This window comes from Pseudomonas sp. B21-009 (assembly GCF_024749345.1).
GTDB lineage: Bacteria > Pseudomonadota > Gammaproteobacteria > Pseudomonadales > Pseudomonadaceae > Aquipseudomonas.
The window spans coordinates 4150056-4169269 of sequence record NZ_CP087199.1 but is presented as its reverse complement, the minus strand read 5'-3'; the positions used below and the strand labels follow the sequence as shown (position 1 = coordinate 4169269).

The following is a 19214-nucleotide window of genomic DNA, read 5'->3' as shown; positions in this document are numbered from 1 at the left end:
GCCCTACAACCAGAGGTTCAGCAGGCGCGCACCGGGGCTGGACGTGCCGCCCAGGTTCACCCCGTTGAGCTGGGCAAAGCCCTGGCCATCGGCGGCCAGGTCCCAGAAGCGCCCGCGCAGGAACACACTCATGCTGTTGACCCTGGCGGCGTTGGCGTTCAGGGTCAGGCGTTGCCAGGCTTCGTGTTCGCTCACCTCACCGGGCTTTAGCGCCAGCGACGAGGCCAGGGGTTGATGCCGGTTGCCGCGCCACGGCGCGTTCCAGCTGTCATGGCCGCTGAGAAACACCGGGTTGGCGACGATCTGGGCAAACTGGTTGGCCAGTTGCTGCTGGTTGCTCGGGTACCAGCTGTCGCTGCCGATCAACACGCCCAGGCGCCCGGCCGGGGTTTGCAGCACCTGTGGCGGTTGATCGGTGCCGCTGCTGATAAAGCGCCGCACTTCACTGTCCGGGTGCTGCTGGCGTTGCGGCTGGCCGAGCACCGAGCCGTCGCTGGCGAACACCAGGCTTGCGTTGTACAGGGCGCCGGAGCCGATGCGCAGGGTGCCGCGCTCGACGTAAGGTTCAGGCAGGACGATGGAGCCGGCCACCAGGGTCACGCCGAACTCCTTGGCCAGGCCGCCGAACAGCTGCTGATAATCCTCGGCCATTTGCCCGGCTTTCATCCGCAGGTGGGCGTCGGCACGGCGGTCGTCACCCTCGGCGCCGAGCAGGGCCAGGCCGTAGCGCAGCGGGTTGCTCAGTTCCAGCCATTGCAGGGCTTCGCGGCGTTGGGTGACCTGGTACAGCTCGCTCTTCTCGCCTCGGGCCCACAGCCAGGTGCCGATGTGTTCGGGCAGGATGACGATGGTTTTGGCGTTGACCAGGCCCTGGGCGCGGGCGTGTTCAAGGTAGGCGGCCAGCTTGCGGTGCAGGCGCTGCAGGCTCTGGTAGTCACCGGGGAACAGTTGCGGCTCGACGCCCAGCAGGTTGCCGTGATCGGCCGGCACGCCTTCGCTCAGGGCCAGCTCGATGCGCAGGTCCGACAGGTAGTGCCCGGCCGGGCGCTGCTCGGTCCAAAAGCCGTAGCCACTGAGGACGGCAATGACAACCAGCGCCAGGGCGCTCAACAGAAGTTTTCGCATGAAACGGGACAGCGCCGAAAAGGGATTCGGCCCCTAGGGTAGACCCCGAGTGCAGCAGGATCAATAACTTGTCACTTTCGGTCATTGAGCCGCGCCCGCTGGCTCTTTAATGTCGGCCTCAGATAACTGACGGGCCCCGCCAGCCTTGGCGAGGCGCCCGCATTCCGTGATTACGCCTGTTGTGGAGTTCACTATGGCCGCCGCTCAATACCCGCATTTGCTCGCCCCGCTGGACCTGGGTTTCACCACCTTGCGCAACCGCACCCTGATGGGCTCGATGCACACCGGCCTTGAAGAAAAGCCCGGCGGTTTCGAGCGCATGGCGGCCTATTTTGCCGAGCGTGCCCGTGGCGGCGTCGGCCTGATGGTGACCGGCGGCATCGGCCCGAACGTGGAGGGCGGGGTGTACTCCGGCGCCGCCAAGCTGAGCACGCCGGAAGAAGCCGATAAACACCGCATCGTCACCAAAGCGGTGCATGAAGCCGGTGGCAAGATCTGCATGCAGATCCTTCACGCCGGGCGCTATGCCTATAGCCCCAAATCGGTAGCGCCGAGCGCGATCCAGGCGCCGATCAACCCGTTCAAGCCGCGTGAGCTGGACGAAGAGGGCATCGAGAAGCAGATCCAGGACTTCGTCACCTGCTCGCTGCTGGCGCAAAGCGCCGAGTACGACGGCGTCGAGATCATGGGGTCGGAAGGCTACTTCATCAACCAGTTCCTCGCCGCCCACACCAACCAGCGTACCGATCGCTGGGGTGGCAGCTACGAGAACCGCATGCGCCTGGCGGTGGAGATCGTGCGCCGGGTGCGCGAAGCGGTAGGGCCGAACTTCATCATCATCTTCCGCCTGTCGATGCTCGACCTGGTTGAGGGCGGCAGCAGCTGGGAAGAGATCGTGCAGCTGGCCAAGGCCGTGGAGCAGGCCGGCGCGACCCTCATCAACACCGGTATCGGCTGGCACGAAGCGCGGATCCCGACCATCGCCACCAAGGTGCCGCGTGCGGCATTCACCAAGGTCACCGCCAAGCTGCGCGGCGCGGTGCAGATCCCGCTGATTACTACCAACCGCATCAACACCCCGGAAGTCGCCGAGCAGATCCTTGCCGAGGGCGATGCCGACATGGTCTCGATGGCGCGGCCGTTCCTGGCTGACCCGGAGTTCGTCAACAAGGCCGCCGCCGGGCGTGGCGACGAGATCAACACCTGCATCGGCTGCAACCAGGCCTGCCTGGACCACACCTTCGGCGGCAAGCTGACCAGCTGCCTGGTCAACCCGCGCGCCTGCCACGAAACCGAGCTCAATTACCTGCCGGTAACCCAGGTCAAGCGTATCGCCGTTGTCGGCGCCGGCCCAGCCGGCCTGGCGGCTGCCACCGTGGCGGCCGAGCGCGGCCATGAAGTGACCCTGTTCGATTCGGCCAGCGAGATCGGCGGCCAGTTCAACGTGGCCAAGCGCGTGCCGGGCAAAGAGGAGTTCTATGAAACCCTGCGCTACTTCAAGCGCAAGCTGCAGACCACCGGTGTCGAGCTGTGCCTGAACACCCGCGTCGATGCCGAGCAACTGGCGGCGGGCGGCTTTGACGAGATCATCCTCGCCACCGGTATCGCCCCGCGCCTGCCGGCCATCCCTGGCATCGAGCACGCCAAGGTGTTGAGCTACCTGGACGTGCTGCTGCAGCGCAAGCCGGTAGGGCAGAAGGTCGCGGTGATCGGCGCCGGCGGTATCGGCTTTGACGTCTGCGAGTACCTGGTGCACCAGGGCGTGGCCACCAGCCAGGATCGTGAAGCGTTCTGGAAGGAGTGGGGCATCGATACCCGGCTTGAAGCCCGCGGCGGCGTGGCCGGGATCAAGGCCGAGCCGCATGCGCCGGCGCGCCAGGTGTTCCTCCTGCAACGGAAAAAAACCAAAGTCGGCGACGGCCTGGGCAAGACCACCGGCTGGATTCACCGTACGGGCTTGAAGAACAAGCAGGTGCAGATGCTTAACAGCGTCGAATACCTGAACATCGACGATGCCGGCCTGCACATCCGTATCGCCGAGGGCGAGCCGCAGGTGCTGCCTGTGGATAACATCGTCATCTGCGCCGGCCAGGATCCGCTGCGCGAACTGCAGGACGGCTTGCTCGCCGCCGGGCAGTCGGTGCACCTGATCGGTGGCGCCGATGTCGCTGCCGAACTGGACGCCAAGCGCGCCATCAACCAGGGCTCGCGCCTGGCCGCCGAGCTCTGACCGGCGCAGCGCGGCGGGCCGCCCGGCCCGTCGCGCTGTTACACTGCGCTGCCCTGGCAGCCCTGTTGTGCCCCGCCCATGATTGGCAATTTCGACGACCTTCCGCTCGCCCCCCTGCAACCCTTGCCGCTGAACTGGCTACGCCCTCATGGTGTGGAGCTCGCGGTGTTGCGCCTGGACCTGATCGACCCGCTGATCAGTGGCAACAAGTGGTTCAAGCTGCTCGAACACCTGCGAAACGCCCAGGCCCAAGGGGCGCCCGGGGTGATCAGCCTTGGCGGCGCCCATTCCAATCACCTGCATGCCCTGGCGGCGGCGGGCAAGCGCTTCGGCTTTGCTACCGCCGGGCTGTTGCGTGGCCATGCCCAGGACACCCCGACCGTGCGCGACCTGCAAGCTTTTGGCATGCAGCTGCACTGGTTGGGGTATGGCGGTTATCGCGAGCGTCATCAACCGGGGTTCTGGCAGCCGTGGCAGGCGCTTTATCTGGGGTGGCAGTGTGTCGCTGAAGGCGGTGGCGGGGCGTTGGGTGCCAAGGGCTGTGCGTTGATCGTCGAGCAGGCGCAAGCGCAGTTGGCGGCGCTGGGGTGGGCGGATTACCACGGCTGGTGGCTGGCGGCCGGCACCGGCACCACCCTGGCCGGGTTGGTGTTGGCCGAGGCGGGCCGGCGTGAGGTGCATGGCGCCCTGGCCGTACCGCTGGACCACGGCGTGCCCGAGTCTGTCGAAACACTGGTTGGCAAGGCAGGTTACAGGCTGCATGAGGCCTGCCGTGGCGGCTTTGCCAAGGTCGATGACGAGTTGGTGGCGTTTATGGCCGACTGCGAATCTGAAACGGGCATGCCGCTGGAGCCGCTGTACACCGCCAAGGCCTTGCTGGCGCTGCGCCGGGAAGTCGAAGCGGGGGCTTTTGCCGCCGACACCCGGCTGATCTTTTTGCACAGCGGCGGCCTGCAGGGCCGCCGCGGGTTCGCCTAGTTATTGCGTGGCAACATGCGCAGCAAGGTGTTGTCGCGCTGCACATAGTGATGGAACAGGCCGGCAACAGCATGCAGGCCGATCAACCAGTAGCCCCAGGTGCCGATGCGCTCGTGCCAGCCCTTGATGAACTTGGCCAGGTCCGGGTCCGGGGCTATAAGCGCCGGCAGCTCGAAGCCATAGAACGGGATCGGCTTGTTGGCAGCGCTGAGCAGCAGCCAGCCGGCCAGCGGCAGGCCGATCATCATCAGGTACAGGGCCAGGTGCATCAGGTGCGCCAGGCCGGTCTGCCAGGCCGGCGGCGCCGGAATGATCGGCGGGGTCGGGCGGCCCAGGCGCAGGGCCAGGCGCAGCCAGACCAGCACGAATACTGTCAGGCCGAGCATGAAGTGCAGGTCTTTCATCAGCGCGCGCTCGGCGCTGTCCTTGGGGAACATGCCGCGCAGTTCGATAAAGGCGTAGACCGCCGCCAGCAGCACCAGCATCAGCCAGTGCAGGGCAATCGACAGACCGCCATAGCGGGCCTGGTTTTGGCTCAACGTCATGGGTATTCCTCATCATCAGGTCGAAGTCCGCGCTCTTGTGGCGCAGTCAGCTAACTGTAACCGCTTGCCAGCCGATTACCCGGCCATTGCAGCAGAAATTGGTCACGCAGGCCTTGATCTGTCGCTAGAATCCGGCGCTTGTGCCCCATTTCTACAAGGCTTGTACTTCATGCTGATGGCATCGCTGATATTCCTCCTGACCATTACCCTGGTGATCTGGCAGCCCCGCGGCCTGGGCGTTGGCTGGAGTGCCACGGGCGGGGCGCTGCTGGCGTTGCTCTGCGGGGTGGTGCAGTGGAGCGATATTCCGGTGGTCTGGCAGATCATCTGGAACGCCACCGGCACCTTCATTGCCCTGATTATCATCAGCCTGTTGCTCGATGCTGCTGGCTTTTTTGCCTGGGCGGCACTGCACGTGGCGCGTTGGGGGCGCGGCAGTGGCCAGCGGCTGTTCTGCTTCATCGTACTGCTGGGGGCACTGGTGTCGGCGTTGTTTGCCAACGACGGCGCGGCGCTGATCCTCACCCCGATCGTGGTGGCCATGCTCCTGGCCCTGCGCTTCAGCCCGGCGGCGACCCTGGCTTTTGTCATGGCCGCAGGTTTTATTGCCGATACCGCGAGCTTGCCGCTGGTGGTGTCGAACCTGGTCAACATCGTCTCTGCGGACTTCTTCGGTATTGGTTTCAACCGTTATGCGTCGGTGATGGTGCCGGTCAACCTGGTTGCCGTGGCGGCAACCCTGGCGGTGCTGTTGTGGTACTTCCGCCGTGATATCCCGGCAGACTACGACCCGCTGCAACTGGATGCGCCGCGCAGCGTGGTGCAAGACCCGGCGACGTTTGTTGCCGGCTGGCTGGTGCTGGCGATCCTGCTGCTCGGCTGTTTTGCCCTTGAGCCGCTGGGCATCCCCATCAGCGCGATTTCGGCGGTGTGTGCACTGGTGTTGCTGCTGGTGGCGGCACGCGGGCACAGGATTTCCACGCGCAAGGTGCTCAAAGAAGCGCCCTGGCACATCGTGGTGTTCTCCTTAGGGATGTACCTGGTGGTCTATGGCCTGCGCAACGCCGGGCTGACCGATTACCTGGCCGGTTGGCTCAACGCATTCGCCAGCGGCGGGGTGTGGGGTGCGGCGCTGGGTACCGGGCTGCTGACCGCGGTGCTGTCGTCGATCATGAACAACCTGCCGACGGTGCTGATCGGCGCCTTGTCGATCGATGCCAGTGCCGCCACCGGGGTGGTCAAGGAAGCGATGATCTACGCCAACGTGATCGGCAGTGACCTGGGGCCGAAAATTACCCCGATCGGCAGCCTGGCGACCCTGTTGTGGTTGCATGTGCTGGAGCGCAAGGGGGTGAAGATTGGCTGGGGGTATTACTTCAAGGTCGGGATTGTGCTGACGCTGCCGGTGTTGCTGCTGACGCTGGTGGCGCTGGCGTTGCGCTTGACGGTGGTTTAGGGCTGGCCTGATCGCGGGGCAAGTCGAGGCGTCGCACCGCCGCTCCCACAAAACCATTTACCCGGGAAGATTGGGCCAAAGGTCAGAGACCAGGAACAAGCGCTCGGCTTCCTCCCACTCGCCACGCTCGCCCTCGACCAGCCTTACCAGCAATTGCGCCGGAGCCAGCGGGTCCAGGGCCTGCAGCCAGGTTTCGAAGCGCTGCACCGACCAGCAGTCTTGCGCCGGATAACAGGCCGGCGCCAGCCAGGCATGGCGCGGTAGCGGCTGCCAGCGACCCGCCGCGCTTTGCCCCCGCAATGACGCCCAGTCGCGCTGATGCAACCAGAGCCCGCGCAAATGCTGCGGGTTGGCCCCACGCGGCGCTTGCGCCTGCCCCGGCCAGGGGTAGAGCAGGTAACCGCCCAGCCACAATTGCGCACTGAACTGCTCGATCTCCAGCGCCGCCAGCGCTTCGCGGCTTTCCGCGCGCGCCGAAATCGGCAGTTGATGCTCGGCCAGGTGCGCAAGCTTGCGGTCCAGGCGGTCATGGCAACCCGGCCCCAGCCACTGCGCCGGGTTCTCTCCCGTGCCGTTCTGCGGCCCCAGGTACAGCTTGATCGCCAGCTCCAGGTGGTGCACACCGTCGCTGTCGCGCAGCAACAGGTCCAGCTCGCCGAGGGTGTGCCCGCCATTGCGGATCGGCAGGTTGGCAGCCAACAGGGTCACGCCGGGGGCATGCTGGAGGACGAACTGCCATAGACGTTCGTAGTACAAACCCAGGCGCCGGGTGCTGGCCTGGGCCAGCCAGTGCAGCAGGGCCTGGCTGTCGCGGTCTTGTGCCAGCAGCCACTGGCGCAGTTGTTCAGGCTCGGCTACCCAGCGGCTGGCCGCCAGCGGGTGGCGCTGCGGCCACGGCGTGTCGCACAGCATCGGCGGCGCCAGGATCACCCAGGCCAGGTCGCGCACCTGGGGCTGGCGCAACTGGCGGGGCAGGTCGGTCAGGCTGGGAAACGGGTTCATTCTGCGAGCATAGTCGCTCAGCCTGCGCGCTTGCTGAATTTCTCCGGCGTTTGCCGCTGCCCGGCGCTTTCGCCCATAATCGAACTCTTTGGCGAGCATCGCCTCTTTACCCGCCGCAGAGCCCTGGAGCCCCATGGAGCAATTTCGCAATATCGGTATCATCGGACGTCTGGGCAGCTCCCAGGTGCTCGATACCATTCGCCGACTGAAAAAATTCCTGCTGGCGCGGCATCTGCACGTGATCCTCGAGGACACCATCGCCGAAGTCCTGCCCGGCCACGGCCTGCAAACCTCGACCCGCAAGCTGCTGGGCGAGGTCTGCGACCTGGTGATCGTCGTCGGTGGCGACGGCAGCCTGCTCGGCGCCGCCCGCGCCCTGGCCCGGCACAACATTCCGGTACTGGGCATCAACCGAGGCAGCCTGGGCTTTCTGACCGACATCCGCCCCGATGAGCTGGAGGTCAAAGTCGCCGAGGTGCTCGACGGCCACTACCTGGTGGAAAACCGCTTCCTGCTGCAGGCCGAAGTGCGCCGGCACGCCGAAGCCATCGGCCAGGGCGACGCCCTCAACGATGTGGTGCTGCACCCGGGCAAGTCGACGCGAATGATCGAGTTCGAGATCTACATCGATGGCCAGTTCGTCTGCAGCCAGAAGGCCGACGGCCTGATCGTCGCCACGCCGACCGGCTCGACCGCCTACGCGCTGTCGGCGGGCGGGCCGATCATGCACCCCAAGCTCGACGCCATCGTCATCGTGCCGATGTACCCGCACACGCTGTCGGGGCGGCCGATCGTGGTTGACGGCAACAGTGAGCTGAAGATCGTCGTGTCCAAGGACCTGCAGATCTACCCGCAGATTTCCTGCGACGGCCAGAACCATTTCACCTGCGCGCCTGGCGATACCATCACGGTCAACAAGAAGCCGCAGAAGCTGCGCCTGATCCATCCGCTGGATCACAATTACTACGAGGTATGCCGGACCAAGCTCGGCTGGGGCAGCCGCCTGGGTGGTGGAGGCGAGTGATGCTCGATCCCGCTCGCAGTTTCGACCTGATCGGTGACGTGCACGGCTGTGCACATACCCTCGAACGCCTGCTCGACGCCCTCGGCTACAAGCGCCAGGGTGGCGTCTGGCGGCATCCGTCGCGCCAGGCCGTGTTCCTTGGCGACATCATCGACCGTGGCCCGCGGATTCGCGAAGCGCTGCACATCGTCCATGACATGGTCGAGGCCGGCCAGGCCCACTGCATCATGGGCAACCACGAGTACAACGCCCTGGGCTGGAACACCCCGGCGTTGCCCGAGAGCGGCAAGCACTACGTGCGCGAGCACACCCCGCGCCACGGCCGGCTGATCTACGAAACCTTGACCCAGTTCGAACAGCATCCAGGCGACTGGCATGACTTTCTCGAGTGGTTCTACGAACTGCCGTTGTTCATCGACGCCGGGCGTTTTCGCGTTGTCCATGCCTGCTGGGATGCGCGGCTGATCGACCCGTTGCGCCAGCAGTACCCGGACGGGCGCATCGACGAGCATTTCATCCAGGCTTCGGCAGTGCCTGAGAGCTTTGCCGCCACAGTCTGCAACCGCCTGTTGCGCGGCACCGACATGCGCCTACCGGACGGTTTGACCCTGACTGGCGGCGACGGCCTGACCCGGGCGTTTTTCCGCACCAAGTTCTGGGAAGAAGACCCGCAGACCTACGGCGATATCGTCTTCCAGCCCGATGCGTTGCCCGAGCAGGTGGCCAGTGCGCCGCTCAGCCACAGCCAGAAAAACGCCTTGCTGCGCTACAGCGAGGACGAGCCGATGCTGTTCGTCGGCCATTACTGGCGCAGCGGCAAACCGGCGCCGATCCGCGCCAACCTGGCCTGCCTGGACTACAGTGCGGTGCTGTACGGCAAACTGGTCGCTTACCGCCTGGATGCTGAAACCCGTATCGACCCGCGCAAGTTCGTCTGGGTTGATGTCGACCGGCCGGAGGCCAGCCAATGACTGCAGTGGTGGTATTACGCATGCCGTTGAGTACCGATCTCAGCGGCTTTGTCGGCCTGTTGCGGCGCCTGCAGGTGCCGCACCGGGTCAGCGAGGAGGGCGGTGACCAGGTGTTGTGGGTGGCCGAGAACCTCGCCGAAGACGTACGCCAGCTTTACCAGCGTTTCCCCGAGGGCAATGCCGAGTTCGAACTGCCGGCCGATGCCGCCCTGGCGCCGCCGGCGCGTCCGAGCATCGGCGAGCAGTTGCGCGCCAGCAAGGCCACGGCGGCGATCCTCTTGCTGTGCCTGATCGTCGCCGGCCTCACCGGCCTTGGCGACAACTTCGCGACCTTGAGCTGGCTGACCTTCCTCGATTTTCGCGTGCAGGGTGACTACCTGTACTTCACCCCCTTGGCCGCCAGCCTCGCCGATGGCCAGTGGTGGCGCCTGTTCACGCCGATGCTGGTGCATTTCGGCATCCTCCACCTGGCCATGAACGGCCTCTGGTACTGGGAACTGGGCCGGCGCATCGAACTGCGCCAGGGGCCATGGAACCTGCTCGGCCTGACCTTGCTGTTCAGCCTGGTGTCCAACGCGGCGCAGTACCTGTTTGGCGGCCCGAGCCTGTTCGGCGGCTTGTCGGGGGTGCTCTACGGTTTGCTCGGGCACGTCTGGCTGTACCAGTGGCTGGCGCCCAACCCGGTGTATCGCATGCCGCGCGGCGTGCTGGTGATGATGCTGGTGTGGCTGCTGCTGTGCCTGTCCGGTTTGATCAGCCTGCTCGGCTTCGGCCAGATCGCCAACGCCGCCCATGTCGGCGGGCTGTTGGTCGGTTGCCTCAGCGGGCTCTTGGGCGGGGCGCTGGCCCGGCGTAAACTGACCGCTTGATTTTGGGAGACCTTATGTCCACTTTTGCGCAAATGATTGAAAACATCACCCCGGAAATCTACCAGAGCCTGAAACTGGCGGTAGAGCTGGGCAAATGGGCAGACGGGCGCAAGCTCACCACCGAGCAGAAAGAGCTGTCGCTGCAGGCGGTGATCGCCTGGGAGCTGCAGAACCTGCCGGAAGAACAGCGTACCGGCTACATGGGCCCGCAGGAATGCGCCTCGAAGTCGGCACCGGTGCCGAACATCCTGTTCAAGTCGGATGCGATCCATTGATCGAACTCGGCCGCGGCTCCATCAGTAAAATGTCGGCGCGTCTCGATGCGCCGGTGGTGCAGTACGCTTTTCGTCTGGGCGAGCAGGAAGTGCCGTTCAACCCCTTGATCGGCAAGACCCTGCGCCTGGAATACCTCGGTGCCATCCATTGCAGCCACTGCGGGCGCAAGACCAAGACCAGCTTCAGCCAGGGTTATTGCTACCCGTGCATGACCAAGCTTGCGCAGTGCGACGTGTGCATCATGGCTCCGGAAAAATGCCACTACGATCAGGGCACCTGCCGCGAACCTTCGTGGGGCGAGCAGTTCTGCATGACCGATCATGTGGTGTACCTGGCCAACTCCTCAGGCATCAAGGTCGGCATTACCCGGGCGACCCAGTTGCCCACCCGCTGGCTAGACCAGGGCGCCAGCCAGGCGCTGCCGATCGTGCGCGTTGCCACCCGCCAGCAGTCGGGGCTGGTCGAAGACCTGTTCCGCAGCCAGGTGGCCGACCGCACCAACTGGCGCGCCTTGCTCAAGGGCGATGCCGAGGCGGTCGACCTGCTTGCCGTGCGCCAGCAACTGTTCGACAGCTGCACCGAGGGCCTGACTGCCCTGCAGGCACGATTCGGCCTACAGGCCGTGCAGCCGTTGAATGATGGTGAAGTGCTGGAAATCCGCTACCCGGTCGAGGCCTACCCAAGCAAGATCGTCAGCTTTAACCTGGACAAGAACCCCGTGGCTGAAGGCACGCTGCTGGGCATCAAGGGCCAGTACCTGATCTTCGACACCGGCGTGATCAATATTCGCAAATACACGGCGTACCAGCTCGCCGTGCATCAGTAAAAAAGGACCGCCACATGCGTACCGAACAGCCGCAAGTGATCTACCTCAAGGACTATCAGGCCCCCGAATACCTGATCGACGAGACCCACCTGACCTTCGAACTGTTCGAGGACCACAGCCTGGTCCACGCGCAGCTGGTCATGCGCCGCAATCCGGCCCGTGGTGCCGGCCTGCCGCCGCTGGTGCTCGACGGCCAGCAGTTGGAGCTGCTCAGCGTCGCCCTGGACGACCAGGCCCTGGCCGCCGGCGACTACCAGCTCGATGACAGCCACCTGACCGTACAGCCCAAGGCTGCGACCTTCACCCTCGACACCAGCGTGAAGATCCACCCCGAGCGCAACACCGCCCTCGAAGGCCTGTACAAGTCCGGCAGCATGTTCTGCACCCAGTGCGAGGCCGAGGGTTTTCGCAAGATCACCTACTACCTCGACCGCCCGGACGTGATGAGCAAGTTCACCACCACGGTGATCGCCGAGCAGCATCGCTATCCGGTGCTGCTGTCCAACGGCAACCCGGTCGGTACTGGCCCGCAGGAAGATGGCCGGCACTGGGCGACCTGGGAAGACCCGTTCATGAAACCGGCCTACCTGTTCGCCCTGGTCGCCGGTGACCTGTGGTGCGTCGAAGACAAATTCACCCGCCAGTCGGGCCGTGACGTGACCCTGCGCATTTATGTCGAGCCGGAAAACATCGACAAGTGCCAGCACGCCATGACCAGCCTGAAGAAGTCCATGCGCTGGGACGAGGAAGTCTATGGCCGCGAGTACGACCTGGACATCTTCATGATCGTCGCGGTCAACGACTTCAACATGGGCGCCATGGAAAACAAGGGCCTGAACATCTTCAACTCCAGCTGCGTGCTGGCCCGCGCCGAAACCGCCACCGACGCTGCGCACCAGCGGGTCGAGGCGGTGGTCGCCCACGAATACTTCCACAACTGGTCGGGCAACCGCGTGACCTGCCGCGACTGGTTCCAGCTGTCGCTCAAGGAAGGCTTCACGGTGTTCCGTGACTCGGAGTTCAGCGCCGACATGAACTCGCGCACGGTCAAGCGCATCGAGGACGTCGCCTACCTGCGCACCCACCAGTTCGCCGAAGACGCCGGGCCCATGGCCCACGCCGTGCGTCCCGACAGCTTCATCGAGATCTCCAACTTCTACACCCTGACCGTGTACGAGAAGGGCTCGGAAGTGGTGCGCATGGTCCGCACCCTGCTGGGCGCCGAGGGTTTCCGTAAAGGCAGCGACCTGTACTTCGAGCGTCATGACGGCCAGGCCGTGACCTGCGATGACTTCATCAAGGCCATGGAAGACGCCAACGGCGTCGACCTGACCCAGTTCAAGCGTTGGTACAGCCAGGCCGGCACGCCGCGCCTGGCAGTCAGCGAGGCTTACGACAGCGCCACGCAGACTTACAGCCTGACGTTCCGCCAGAGCTGCCCGGCCACCCCGGACAAGGTCGAGAAAAAACCATTCGTGATCCCGGTGGAACTGGGCCTGCTCGATGCCCAGGGCAACGACATTGCCCTGCGCCTGCAAGGTGAAGCGGCAGCAGACGGCACCTCGCGGGTGTTGTCGGTCACCGAAGCCGAGCAGACCTTCACCTTCGAGGGCATCGCTGCCAAGCCGCTACCCTCCTTGCTGCGTGGCTTCAGTGCCCCGGTCAAGCTGAGCTTTCCGTATGACCGTGACCAGCTGATGTTCCTCATGCAGCACGACAGCGATGGTTTCAATCGCTGGGAAGCCGGCCAGCAACTGTCGGTACAGGTGCTGCAGGAACTGATCGCCCAGCACCAGCAGGGCGCCAAGCTAATGCTGGATCAGCGCCTGGTGACCGCGTTGGGTACGGTGCTGGCCAACGAGCAACTGGACCAGGCCATGGTCGCCGAGATGCTCTCGCTGCCCAGCGAAGCCTACCTCACCGAAATCAGCGAAGTGGCTGACGTCGATGCCATCCACGCCGCCCGCGAGTTCGCCCGCAAGCAGATCGCCGAGCAGCTGTTCGATGCCCTCAACGCACGCTACCAGGCCAATCGCGCGCTATCGCGTGGCACCGAGTACGTTGCCGAAGCCGAGCACTTTGCCCGTCGCAGCCTGCAGAACATCGTGCTCTCGTACCTGATGCTCAGCGCCCGGCCCGAAGTGCTGGCTGCAACCCTGGAGCAGTTTGACGCCTGTGACAACATGACCGAGCGCCTCACCGCCCTGGCCGTGCTGGTCAACTCGCCGTTCGAGACGCAGCGGGCCAAGGCCCTGGAAAGCTTTGCCGAGCACTTCAAGGACAACCCGCTGGTCATGGACCAATGGTTCAGCGTACAGGCGGCCAGCACCCTGCCGGGCGGCCTGGCGCGGGTCAAGGCGCTGATGCAGCACCCGGCCTTCACCATGAAGAACCCGAACAAGGTCCGCGCCCTGATCGGTGCCTTCGCCGGGCAGAACCTGGTCAACTTCCATGCCGGCGATGGTTCGGGCTATCGCTTCCTGGCGGACCTGGTGATCGAACTCAACGCCCTCAACCCGCAGATCGCTTCGCGGCAACTGGCGCCGCTGACCCGCTGGCGCAAATACGACAGCGCCCGTCAGGCGTTGATGAAAGGCGAGCTGGAGCGGATTCTGGCTAGTGGTTCGCTGTCCAGCGATGTGTATGAAGTCGTGAGCAAAAGTCTGGCCTGATGGCCTCATCGCGGGTCAAGCCCGCTCCCACATTTAGTGTGGGAGCGGGCTTGACCCGCGATTGCTTCCCCGCAAATCCTGCGCTTAACAAAAGATAACGTCCCGTTCGTTGTCAGCCCTTTGCAAACCCCGATAGGATGGCTCTCAGCTATTGCGGGGCTCTGGAACACGGTTTTTGCAGTACCTGCATATAGATTGACCCAAATAACAATAAACGGGGGATAGATCTATGACTGAGCCTGTCATGGCGGGTCTCGGCGCTGCTGCGCGTAAAGCCGGCAATCGCCCTTGGGCATTGGCCGCCAGCGGCTTGCTGGTCTTGGCAATCGGGCTGTGGGCCAATACGGCCGAAGCCGCAGCCGCGCAAACCGATGACTACTCCACCCAATCGTCCAAGGCGGTAAAAAGCTTGCTGCTGGACGTCACCAAGGCCGGCGCACGCCTGGTCGCCGTGGGTGATCGCGGCCATATCCTGTTTTCCGATGACCAGGGCAAGTCCTGGACCCAGGCCAAGGTGCCGACCCGGCAACTGCTCACCGCCGTCTATTTTGTCGACGACCAGCACGGCTGGGCGGTCGGCCACGATGCGCAGATCCTCGCCAGCACCGACGGCGGCGCTACCTGGAGCAAACAATTCGAAGACCTGGCGCGTGAAGCGCCGCTGCTCGATGTCTGGTTCAAGGACACCCAGCACGGCATCGCCGTGGGCGCCTATGGCGCATTGCTGGAAACCACCGACGGTGGCAAGCACTGGAACGATGTCGGCGATCGGCTGCATAACGATGACCAGTTCCACCTCAACGGCATCGCCGCGGTAAAAGACGCCGGCCTGTTCATCGTTGGCGAGCAGGGCAGCATGTTCCGCTCCAGCGACGACGGCCAGACCTGGGAAAAGCTCGAAGGCCCTTATGAAGGCTCGCTGTTCGGCGTCACCGGCACCGCCCAGCCACGCACCTTGCTGGCCTACGGCTTGCGCGGCAACCTCTACCGTTCCAGCGATTTTGGCGACACCTGGCAACAGATCAAATTGAAAGCCGCGCGCGGCAACCTCGAATTTGGTCTGGCAAGCGCTACGCTTCTCGATGATGGCAGCCTGGTACTCGTGGGCAATGGCGGCAGCGTGCTGCGCAGCAGCGACGACGGTCAGAGCTTCAGCGTGTTCAACCGGGCCGATCGCATTGCCCTGGCCGGCGTCAGCGGGCTGAATGAAGGGCGCCTGGTGCTGGTGGGCCAGGGTGGCGTGCACCTGGCTTCGGCCCAGGGCGCCGAAGGAGTGCAGCCATGACCCGTCAGGAGCAGTTCAACATGAACCAGCAGCAACACCATCAGGACAAGGCGACCTTGCTTGAGCGCCTGATCTTCAATAACCGCCCGGTGGTGATCCTCATCTGCCTGCTGGTCAGCGTGTTCCTGTTCTGGCAGGCCACGCAGATTCGTCCGTCCACCAGCTTCGAAAAAATGATCCCGCTCGAGCATCCGTTCATCGAGAAGATGCTCGAACACCGCAACGACCTGGCCAACCTCGGCAACACCGTGCGCATCTCGGTGGAGGCCACCGACGGCGACATCTTCAGCAAGGACTACATGGAAACCCTGCGTCAGGTACATGACGAGGTGTTCTACATTCCCGGCGTCGACCGCTCGGGGCTGAAGTCGCTGTGGAGCCCCAGCGTGCGCTGGACCGAAGTGACCGAAGAGGGCTTCGCCGGCGGCGAGGTGATCCCGCAGACCTACGACGGTTCGGCCGACAGCCTCGACCAGTTGCGCAACAACGTGCTCAAGTCCGGGCAGGTCGGGCGCCTGGTGGCCAACAACTTCAAGTCGAGCATCATCGACATCCCGCTGCTGGAGTCCTACCCCGACCCGCAGGACCAGGGCAGGCTGATCAAGCTCGACTACCAGCAATTCTCCCATCAGCTCGAAGAGAAGATCCGCGACAAGTTCCAGGCCCAGAACCCCAACGTGAAGGTGCACATCGTCGGCTTCGCCAAGAAGGTCGGTGACCTGATCGACGGCCTGATGATGGTGGCGATGTTCTTCGGCATCGCCCTGGTGATCACCTGGGTGCTGCTGTACTGGTTCACCTGGTGTATCCGCAGCACCATCGCCGTGCTGATCACCACCCTGGTGGCGGTGGTCTGGCAATTGGGCCTGATGCATGCGGTGGGCTTCGGTCTTGACCCGTACTCGATGCTGGTGCCGTTCCTGATCTTCGCCATCGGCATCTCCCACGGGGTGCAAAAGATCAACGGCATCGCCTTGCAGTCCAGTGATGCCGACAACGCCCTGACCGCGGCCCGGCGCACCTTCCGCCAGCTGTTCCTGCCGGGGATGATCGCCATCCTGGCCGACGCCGTGGGCTTCATCACCCTGTTGATCATCGACATCGGCGTGATCCGCGAGCTGGCCATCGGTGCCTCGATCGGTGTGGCGGTAATCGTCTTTACCAACCTGATCCTGCTGCCGGTCGCCATCTCTTATGTCGGCATCAGCAAGAAGGCCATCGAGCGCAGCAAGAAGGACGCCACCCGCGAGCATCCGTTCTGGCGCCTGCTGTCGAATTTTGCCAGCGCCAAGGTCGCGCCGGTGTCCATCGTCCTGGCCTTGCTGGCCTTCGGTGGCGGCCTCTGGTACAGCCAGAACCTGAAGATCGGCGACCTCGACCAGGGCGCGCCGGAGCTGCGTCCGGACTCGCGCTACAACCAGGACAACGCCTTCATCATCAACAACTACTCGACCAGCTCCGACGTGCTGGTGGTCATGGTCAAGACCCCGACCGAAGGCTGCTCGGTGCACTCGACCATGGCGCCGATCGACGAGCTGATGTGGAAGATGGAGAACACCCCGGGGGTGCAATCGGCGATCTCCCTGGTGACCGTGTCCAAGCAGATGATCAAGGGCATGAACGAGGGCAACCTGAAATGGGAAAGCCTGTCGCGCAACCCGGACGTGCTCAACAGCTCCATCTCCCGAGCCGACGGCCTGTACAACGCCGACTGCTCGCTGGCGCCGGTGCTGATCTTCCTCAACGACCACAAGGCCGAGACCCTCGACCGCGCGGTCAAGGCGGTGCAGGAATTTGCCGACACCCACAACAAGGAAGGCCTGGAGTTCCTCCTGGCGGCGGGTAACGCCGGTATCGAGGCGGCCACCAACGAGGTGATCAAGTCGGCCGAGCTGACCATCCTGATCCTGGTGTACATCTGCGTGGCGGTGATGTGCATGATCACCTTCCGCTCGTTTGCCGCAACCTTGTGCATTGTCCTGCCGCTGGTGCTGACCTCGGTGCTGGGCAACGCCCTGATGGCCTTCATGGGCATCGGCGTCAAGGTCGCGACCCTGCCGGTGGTGGCGCTCGGTGTGGGTATCGGCGTGGACTACGGCATCTACATCTACAGCCGCCTGGAAAGCTTCCTGCGTGCCGGGCTGCCGCTGCAGGAAGCCTACTACCAGACCCTCAAGTCCACCGGCAAGGCGGTGCTGTTCACCGGCCTGTGCCTGGCCATCGGCGTGTGCACCTGGATCTTCTCGGCGATCAAGTTCCAGGCCGACATGGGCCTGATGCTGACCTTCATGCTGCTGTGGAACATGTTCGGCGCGTTGTGGCTGCTGCCGGCACTGGCGCGGTTCCTGATCAAGCCGGAAAAAATGGCGGGCAAGCAGGGCGGTTCGATTTTCGCCCATTGATTGCTGGTGATAATCGCGGGTCAAGTCGAGTCGTCGCACCGCCGCACCCACAGTGGGAGCGGCGGTGCGACGACTCGACTTGACCCGCGATGCTTTCAGGTATCATGGGCTTTTCCCGCCAGTGATACCCCTGCAATGACAACCCTCTCCCAAGCCCTCGAATCCTGCGACATGCTCCTGATCGACGGCCTGCACGCTTTTGACTTCACCTTCGACGAAACCGGCCTGCATATCGCGCTGATGGACGGCCGCGTTCGTAAACAATGGTCGTTCACCCCGGAGCAGATCGGCGCCGCCCGGCTCGAAGGTACCGACTGGCTGATCACGGCCGACACCGGCGAGCATCGGCTAGTCTGTATGAGTGCCTTTAGTGCCCGCGAAGAGGATGACGATGACGCGCCTGCTGAAGAACCTGCTGATCGCCAGTAGCATGAGCCTGATGTTCACCGCCCAGGCCCATGAGCTGCTGGTCGGCAGCTACACCGCAGGCAGCAGCGAGGGCATCTACCGTTATCGCTTCAACAGCGACAGCGGCCAGATCGACCCCACGCCGCTGCAGGTGCTCAACAGTGAAAACCCGTCCTGGCTGACCCTCTCGGTCGACAAGCGCCTGCTGTTCGCGGTCAACGAGAATGGCGCCGGCAACGGTCAGGTCAGCAGTTTTGCCATCGGCAAGGACGGCAGCCTCAAGGCCCTGAACCAGGTGCCCAGCCTGGGCGACGAGCCGACCCATTCCAGCCTCAGCCATGACCAGCGCTACCTGTTCGTCGCCAACTACGGCGTGTTGCCCGCCCCGGGCGGCAGCCTCAGTGTGTTGCCGGTAGACCGCAACGGCCACTTGCAGGCCTCGGTGCAGCAAGACCGGCACAAGCCCAGCGGCGTCAATCCGGAGCGCCAGACCGGGCCGCACGTGCATTCGGTGGTGTCCTCGGACGACGGCAAGTACGTGTTCGCCAGTGATCTGGGCGCCGACAAGGTGTTTGTCTACCGCTACGACGGTGCCAGCCCCACCCAGCCCCTGAGTGCGCTCGAGCCGGTCAGCCTGCCGCCGGGCAGCGGGCCGCGGCACCTGCTGTTCGACCGCGACGGCAAGCATGCCTACCTGACCCTGGAAATGAGCGCGCAAGTGGTGGCGTTCGAGTACCAGGACGGCAAGCTGCTGGAACTGCAGCGCCTGCCCTTGACCGACCAGGGTGATGCCTCGGCCCGCGCGGCGGGGGCCTTGCACCTGTCGGCTGACGGGCGCTTTCTGTATGTCAGCAACCGCGGTACGGCCAACGAGCTGCTGGTGTTTGCCGTCGATGACAAGACCGGCAAGCTGATGCAGGTGCAGCGGCGCAGTGTCGAAGGTGATCATCCACGGGAATTCACCCTCGACCCGAGCGGCAAGTTCCTGCTGGTGGCCAATCAGAAGAGTAACCAGATCGTGGTGATCCGCCGTGATCCGCGCAGTGGCTTGCTCGGTGAAACCGTGCAGAAACTGGCCCAGGATGCGCCTTCGGACCTGAAGTTCGTCAACTGACTATCAATTGCGCTGATGTTTGCTACTGCTG

16 protein-coding genes are annotated in these 19214 nt (G+C 64.2%); 13 read left to right on the top strand and 3 right to left on the bottom strand.

Features of this window, described 5'->3' with window-relative positions:
* Window positions 1-3: 3 nt before the first annotated feature.
* Window positions 4-1125, bottom strand: coding sequence for a carbon-nitrogen hydrolase family protein (locus LOY34_RS19120; protein WP_195884726.1), 1122 nt, complete (start codon window positions 1123-1125; stop codon window positions 4-6).
* Window positions 1126-1318: 193 nt separating this feature from the next.
* Here LOY34_RS19120 and LOY34_RS19115 point away from each other — a divergent pair, with 193 nt between their 5' ends.
* Both LOY34_RS19115 and LOY34_RS19110 read left to right on the top strand, forming a co-directional pair.
* Window positions 1319-3355, top strand: coding sequence for an NADPH-dependent 2,4-dienoyl-CoA reductase (locus tag LOY34_RS19115; RefSeq protein ID WP_195884725.1), 2037 nt, complete (start codon window positions 1319-1321; stop codon window positions 3353-3355).
* A 78-nt stretch (window positions 3356-3433) separates the two neighbouring features.
* Window positions 3434-4333 (top strand): 1-aminocyclopropane-1-carboxylate deaminase/D-cysteine desulfhydrase, encoded by a 900-nt coding sequence (locus LOY34_RS19110; RefSeq protein WP_258663889.1) that lies wholly within the window; start codon window positions 3434-3436, stop codon window positions 4331-4333.
* Here the strand turns inward: LOY34_RS19110 and LOY34_RS19105 are convergent.
* Window positions 4330-4878, bottom strand: coding sequence for a cytochrome b (locus LOY34_RS19105; RefSeq protein ID WP_195884723.1), 549 nt, complete (start codon window positions 4876-4878; stop codon window positions 4330-4332). The two genes, LOY34_RS19110 and LOY34_RS19105, sit on opposite strands and share 4 nt — an antisense overlap.
* A 169-nt stretch (window positions 4879-5047) precedes the next feature.
* On the opposite strand from LOY34_RS19105, the gene LOY34_RS19100 reads away from it, so the two are divergent.
* Window positions 5048-6334, top strand: a complete 1287-nt coding sequence (locus LOY34_RS19100; RefSeq protein ID WP_195884722.1) for an arsenic transporter — start codon at window positions 5048-5050, stop codon at window positions 6332-6334.
* A gap of 57 nt (window positions 6335-6391) precedes the next feature.
* On the opposite strand, the gene LOY34_RS19095 is transcribed toward LOY34_RS19100, so the two are convergent.
* A complete protein-coding gene (locus LOY34_RS19095) occupies window positions 6392-7336 on the bottom strand; it encodes a DUF1853 family protein (protein ID WP_195884721.1) in 945 nt (314 codons plus the stop codon).
* Between the two features lie 133 nt (window positions 7337-7469).
* Between LOY34_RS19095 and LOY34_RS19090 the strand changes: the two genes are divergently transcribed.
* From LOY34_RS19090 to LOY34_RS19045, 10 genes are all read left to right on the top strand, one after another.
* A complete protein-coding gene (locus LOY34_RS19090; protein ID WP_045195070.1) occupies window positions 7470-8360 on the top strand; it encodes an NAD(+) kinase in 891 nt (296 codons plus the stop codon).
* Complete coding sequence (locus LOY34_RS19085; protein ID WP_093380644.1) at window positions 8360-9331, top strand: metallophosphoesterase; 972 nt, start codon at window positions 8360-8362, stop codon at window positions 9329-9331. The genes LOY34_RS19090 and LOY34_RS19085 overlap by 1 nt, the downstream gene beginning before the upstream one ends.
* Complete coding sequence (locus LOY34_RS19080) at window positions 9328-10200, top strand: rhomboid family intramembrane serine protease (protein WP_195884720.1); 873 nt, start codon at window positions 9328-9330, stop codon at window positions 10198-10200. The genes LOY34_RS19085 and LOY34_RS19080 overlap by 4 nt, the downstream gene beginning before the upstream one ends.
* A 14-nt stretch (window positions 10201-10214) precedes the next feature.
* A complete protein-coding gene (locus tag LOY34_RS19075; RefSeq protein WP_045195064.1) occupies window positions 10215-10475 on the top strand; it encodes a YeaC family protein in 261 nt (86 codons plus the stop codon).
* Window positions 10472-11302 carry a DUF2797 domain-containing protein gene (locus LOY34_RS19070; RefSeq protein WP_195884719.1) on the top strand — a complete coding sequence of 277 codons (831 nt, stop codon included), beginning with the start codon at window positions 10472-10474 and terminating at the stop codon, window positions 11300-11302. The genes LOY34_RS19075 and LOY34_RS19070 overlap by 4 nt, the downstream gene beginning before the upstream one ends.
* Before the next feature lie 14 nt (window positions 11303-11316).
* Window positions 11317-13974 carry an aminopeptidase N gene (pepN, locus tag LOY34_RS19065; protein ID WP_195884718.1) on the top strand — a complete coding sequence of 886 codons (2658 nt, stop codon included), beginning with the start codon at window positions 11317-11319 and terminating at the stop codon, window positions 13972-13974.
* Between the two features lie 229 nt (window positions 13975-14203).
* Window positions 14204-15259 (top strand): YCF48-related protein, encoded by a 1056-nt coding sequence (locus tag LOY34_RS19060; protein ID WP_093380649.1) that lies wholly within the window; start codon window positions 14204-14206, stop codon window positions 15257-15259.
* Window positions 15260-15279: 20 nt separating this feature from the next.
* Window positions 15280-17661 (top strand): RND family transporter, encoded by a 2382-nt coding sequence (locus LOY34_RS19055; protein WP_195886034.1) that lies wholly within the window; start codon window positions 15280-15282, stop codon window positions 17659-17661.
* A 135-nt stretch (window positions 17662-17796) separates the two neighbouring features.
* On the top strand, window positions 17797-18090 hold the full coding sequence (locus tag LOY34_RS19050; protein ID WP_195884717.1) for a DUF5629 family protein: 294 nt from the start codon (window positions 17797-17799) through the stop codon (window positions 18088-18090).
* A gap of 1 nt (window position 18091) precedes the next feature.
* Window positions 18092-19183 (top strand): lactonase family protein, encoded by a 1092-nt coding sequence (locus tag LOY34_RS19045; protein WP_195886033.1) that lies wholly within the window; start codon window positions 18092-18094, stop codon window positions 19181-19183.
* Window positions 19184-19214 lie beyond the last annotated feature (31 nt).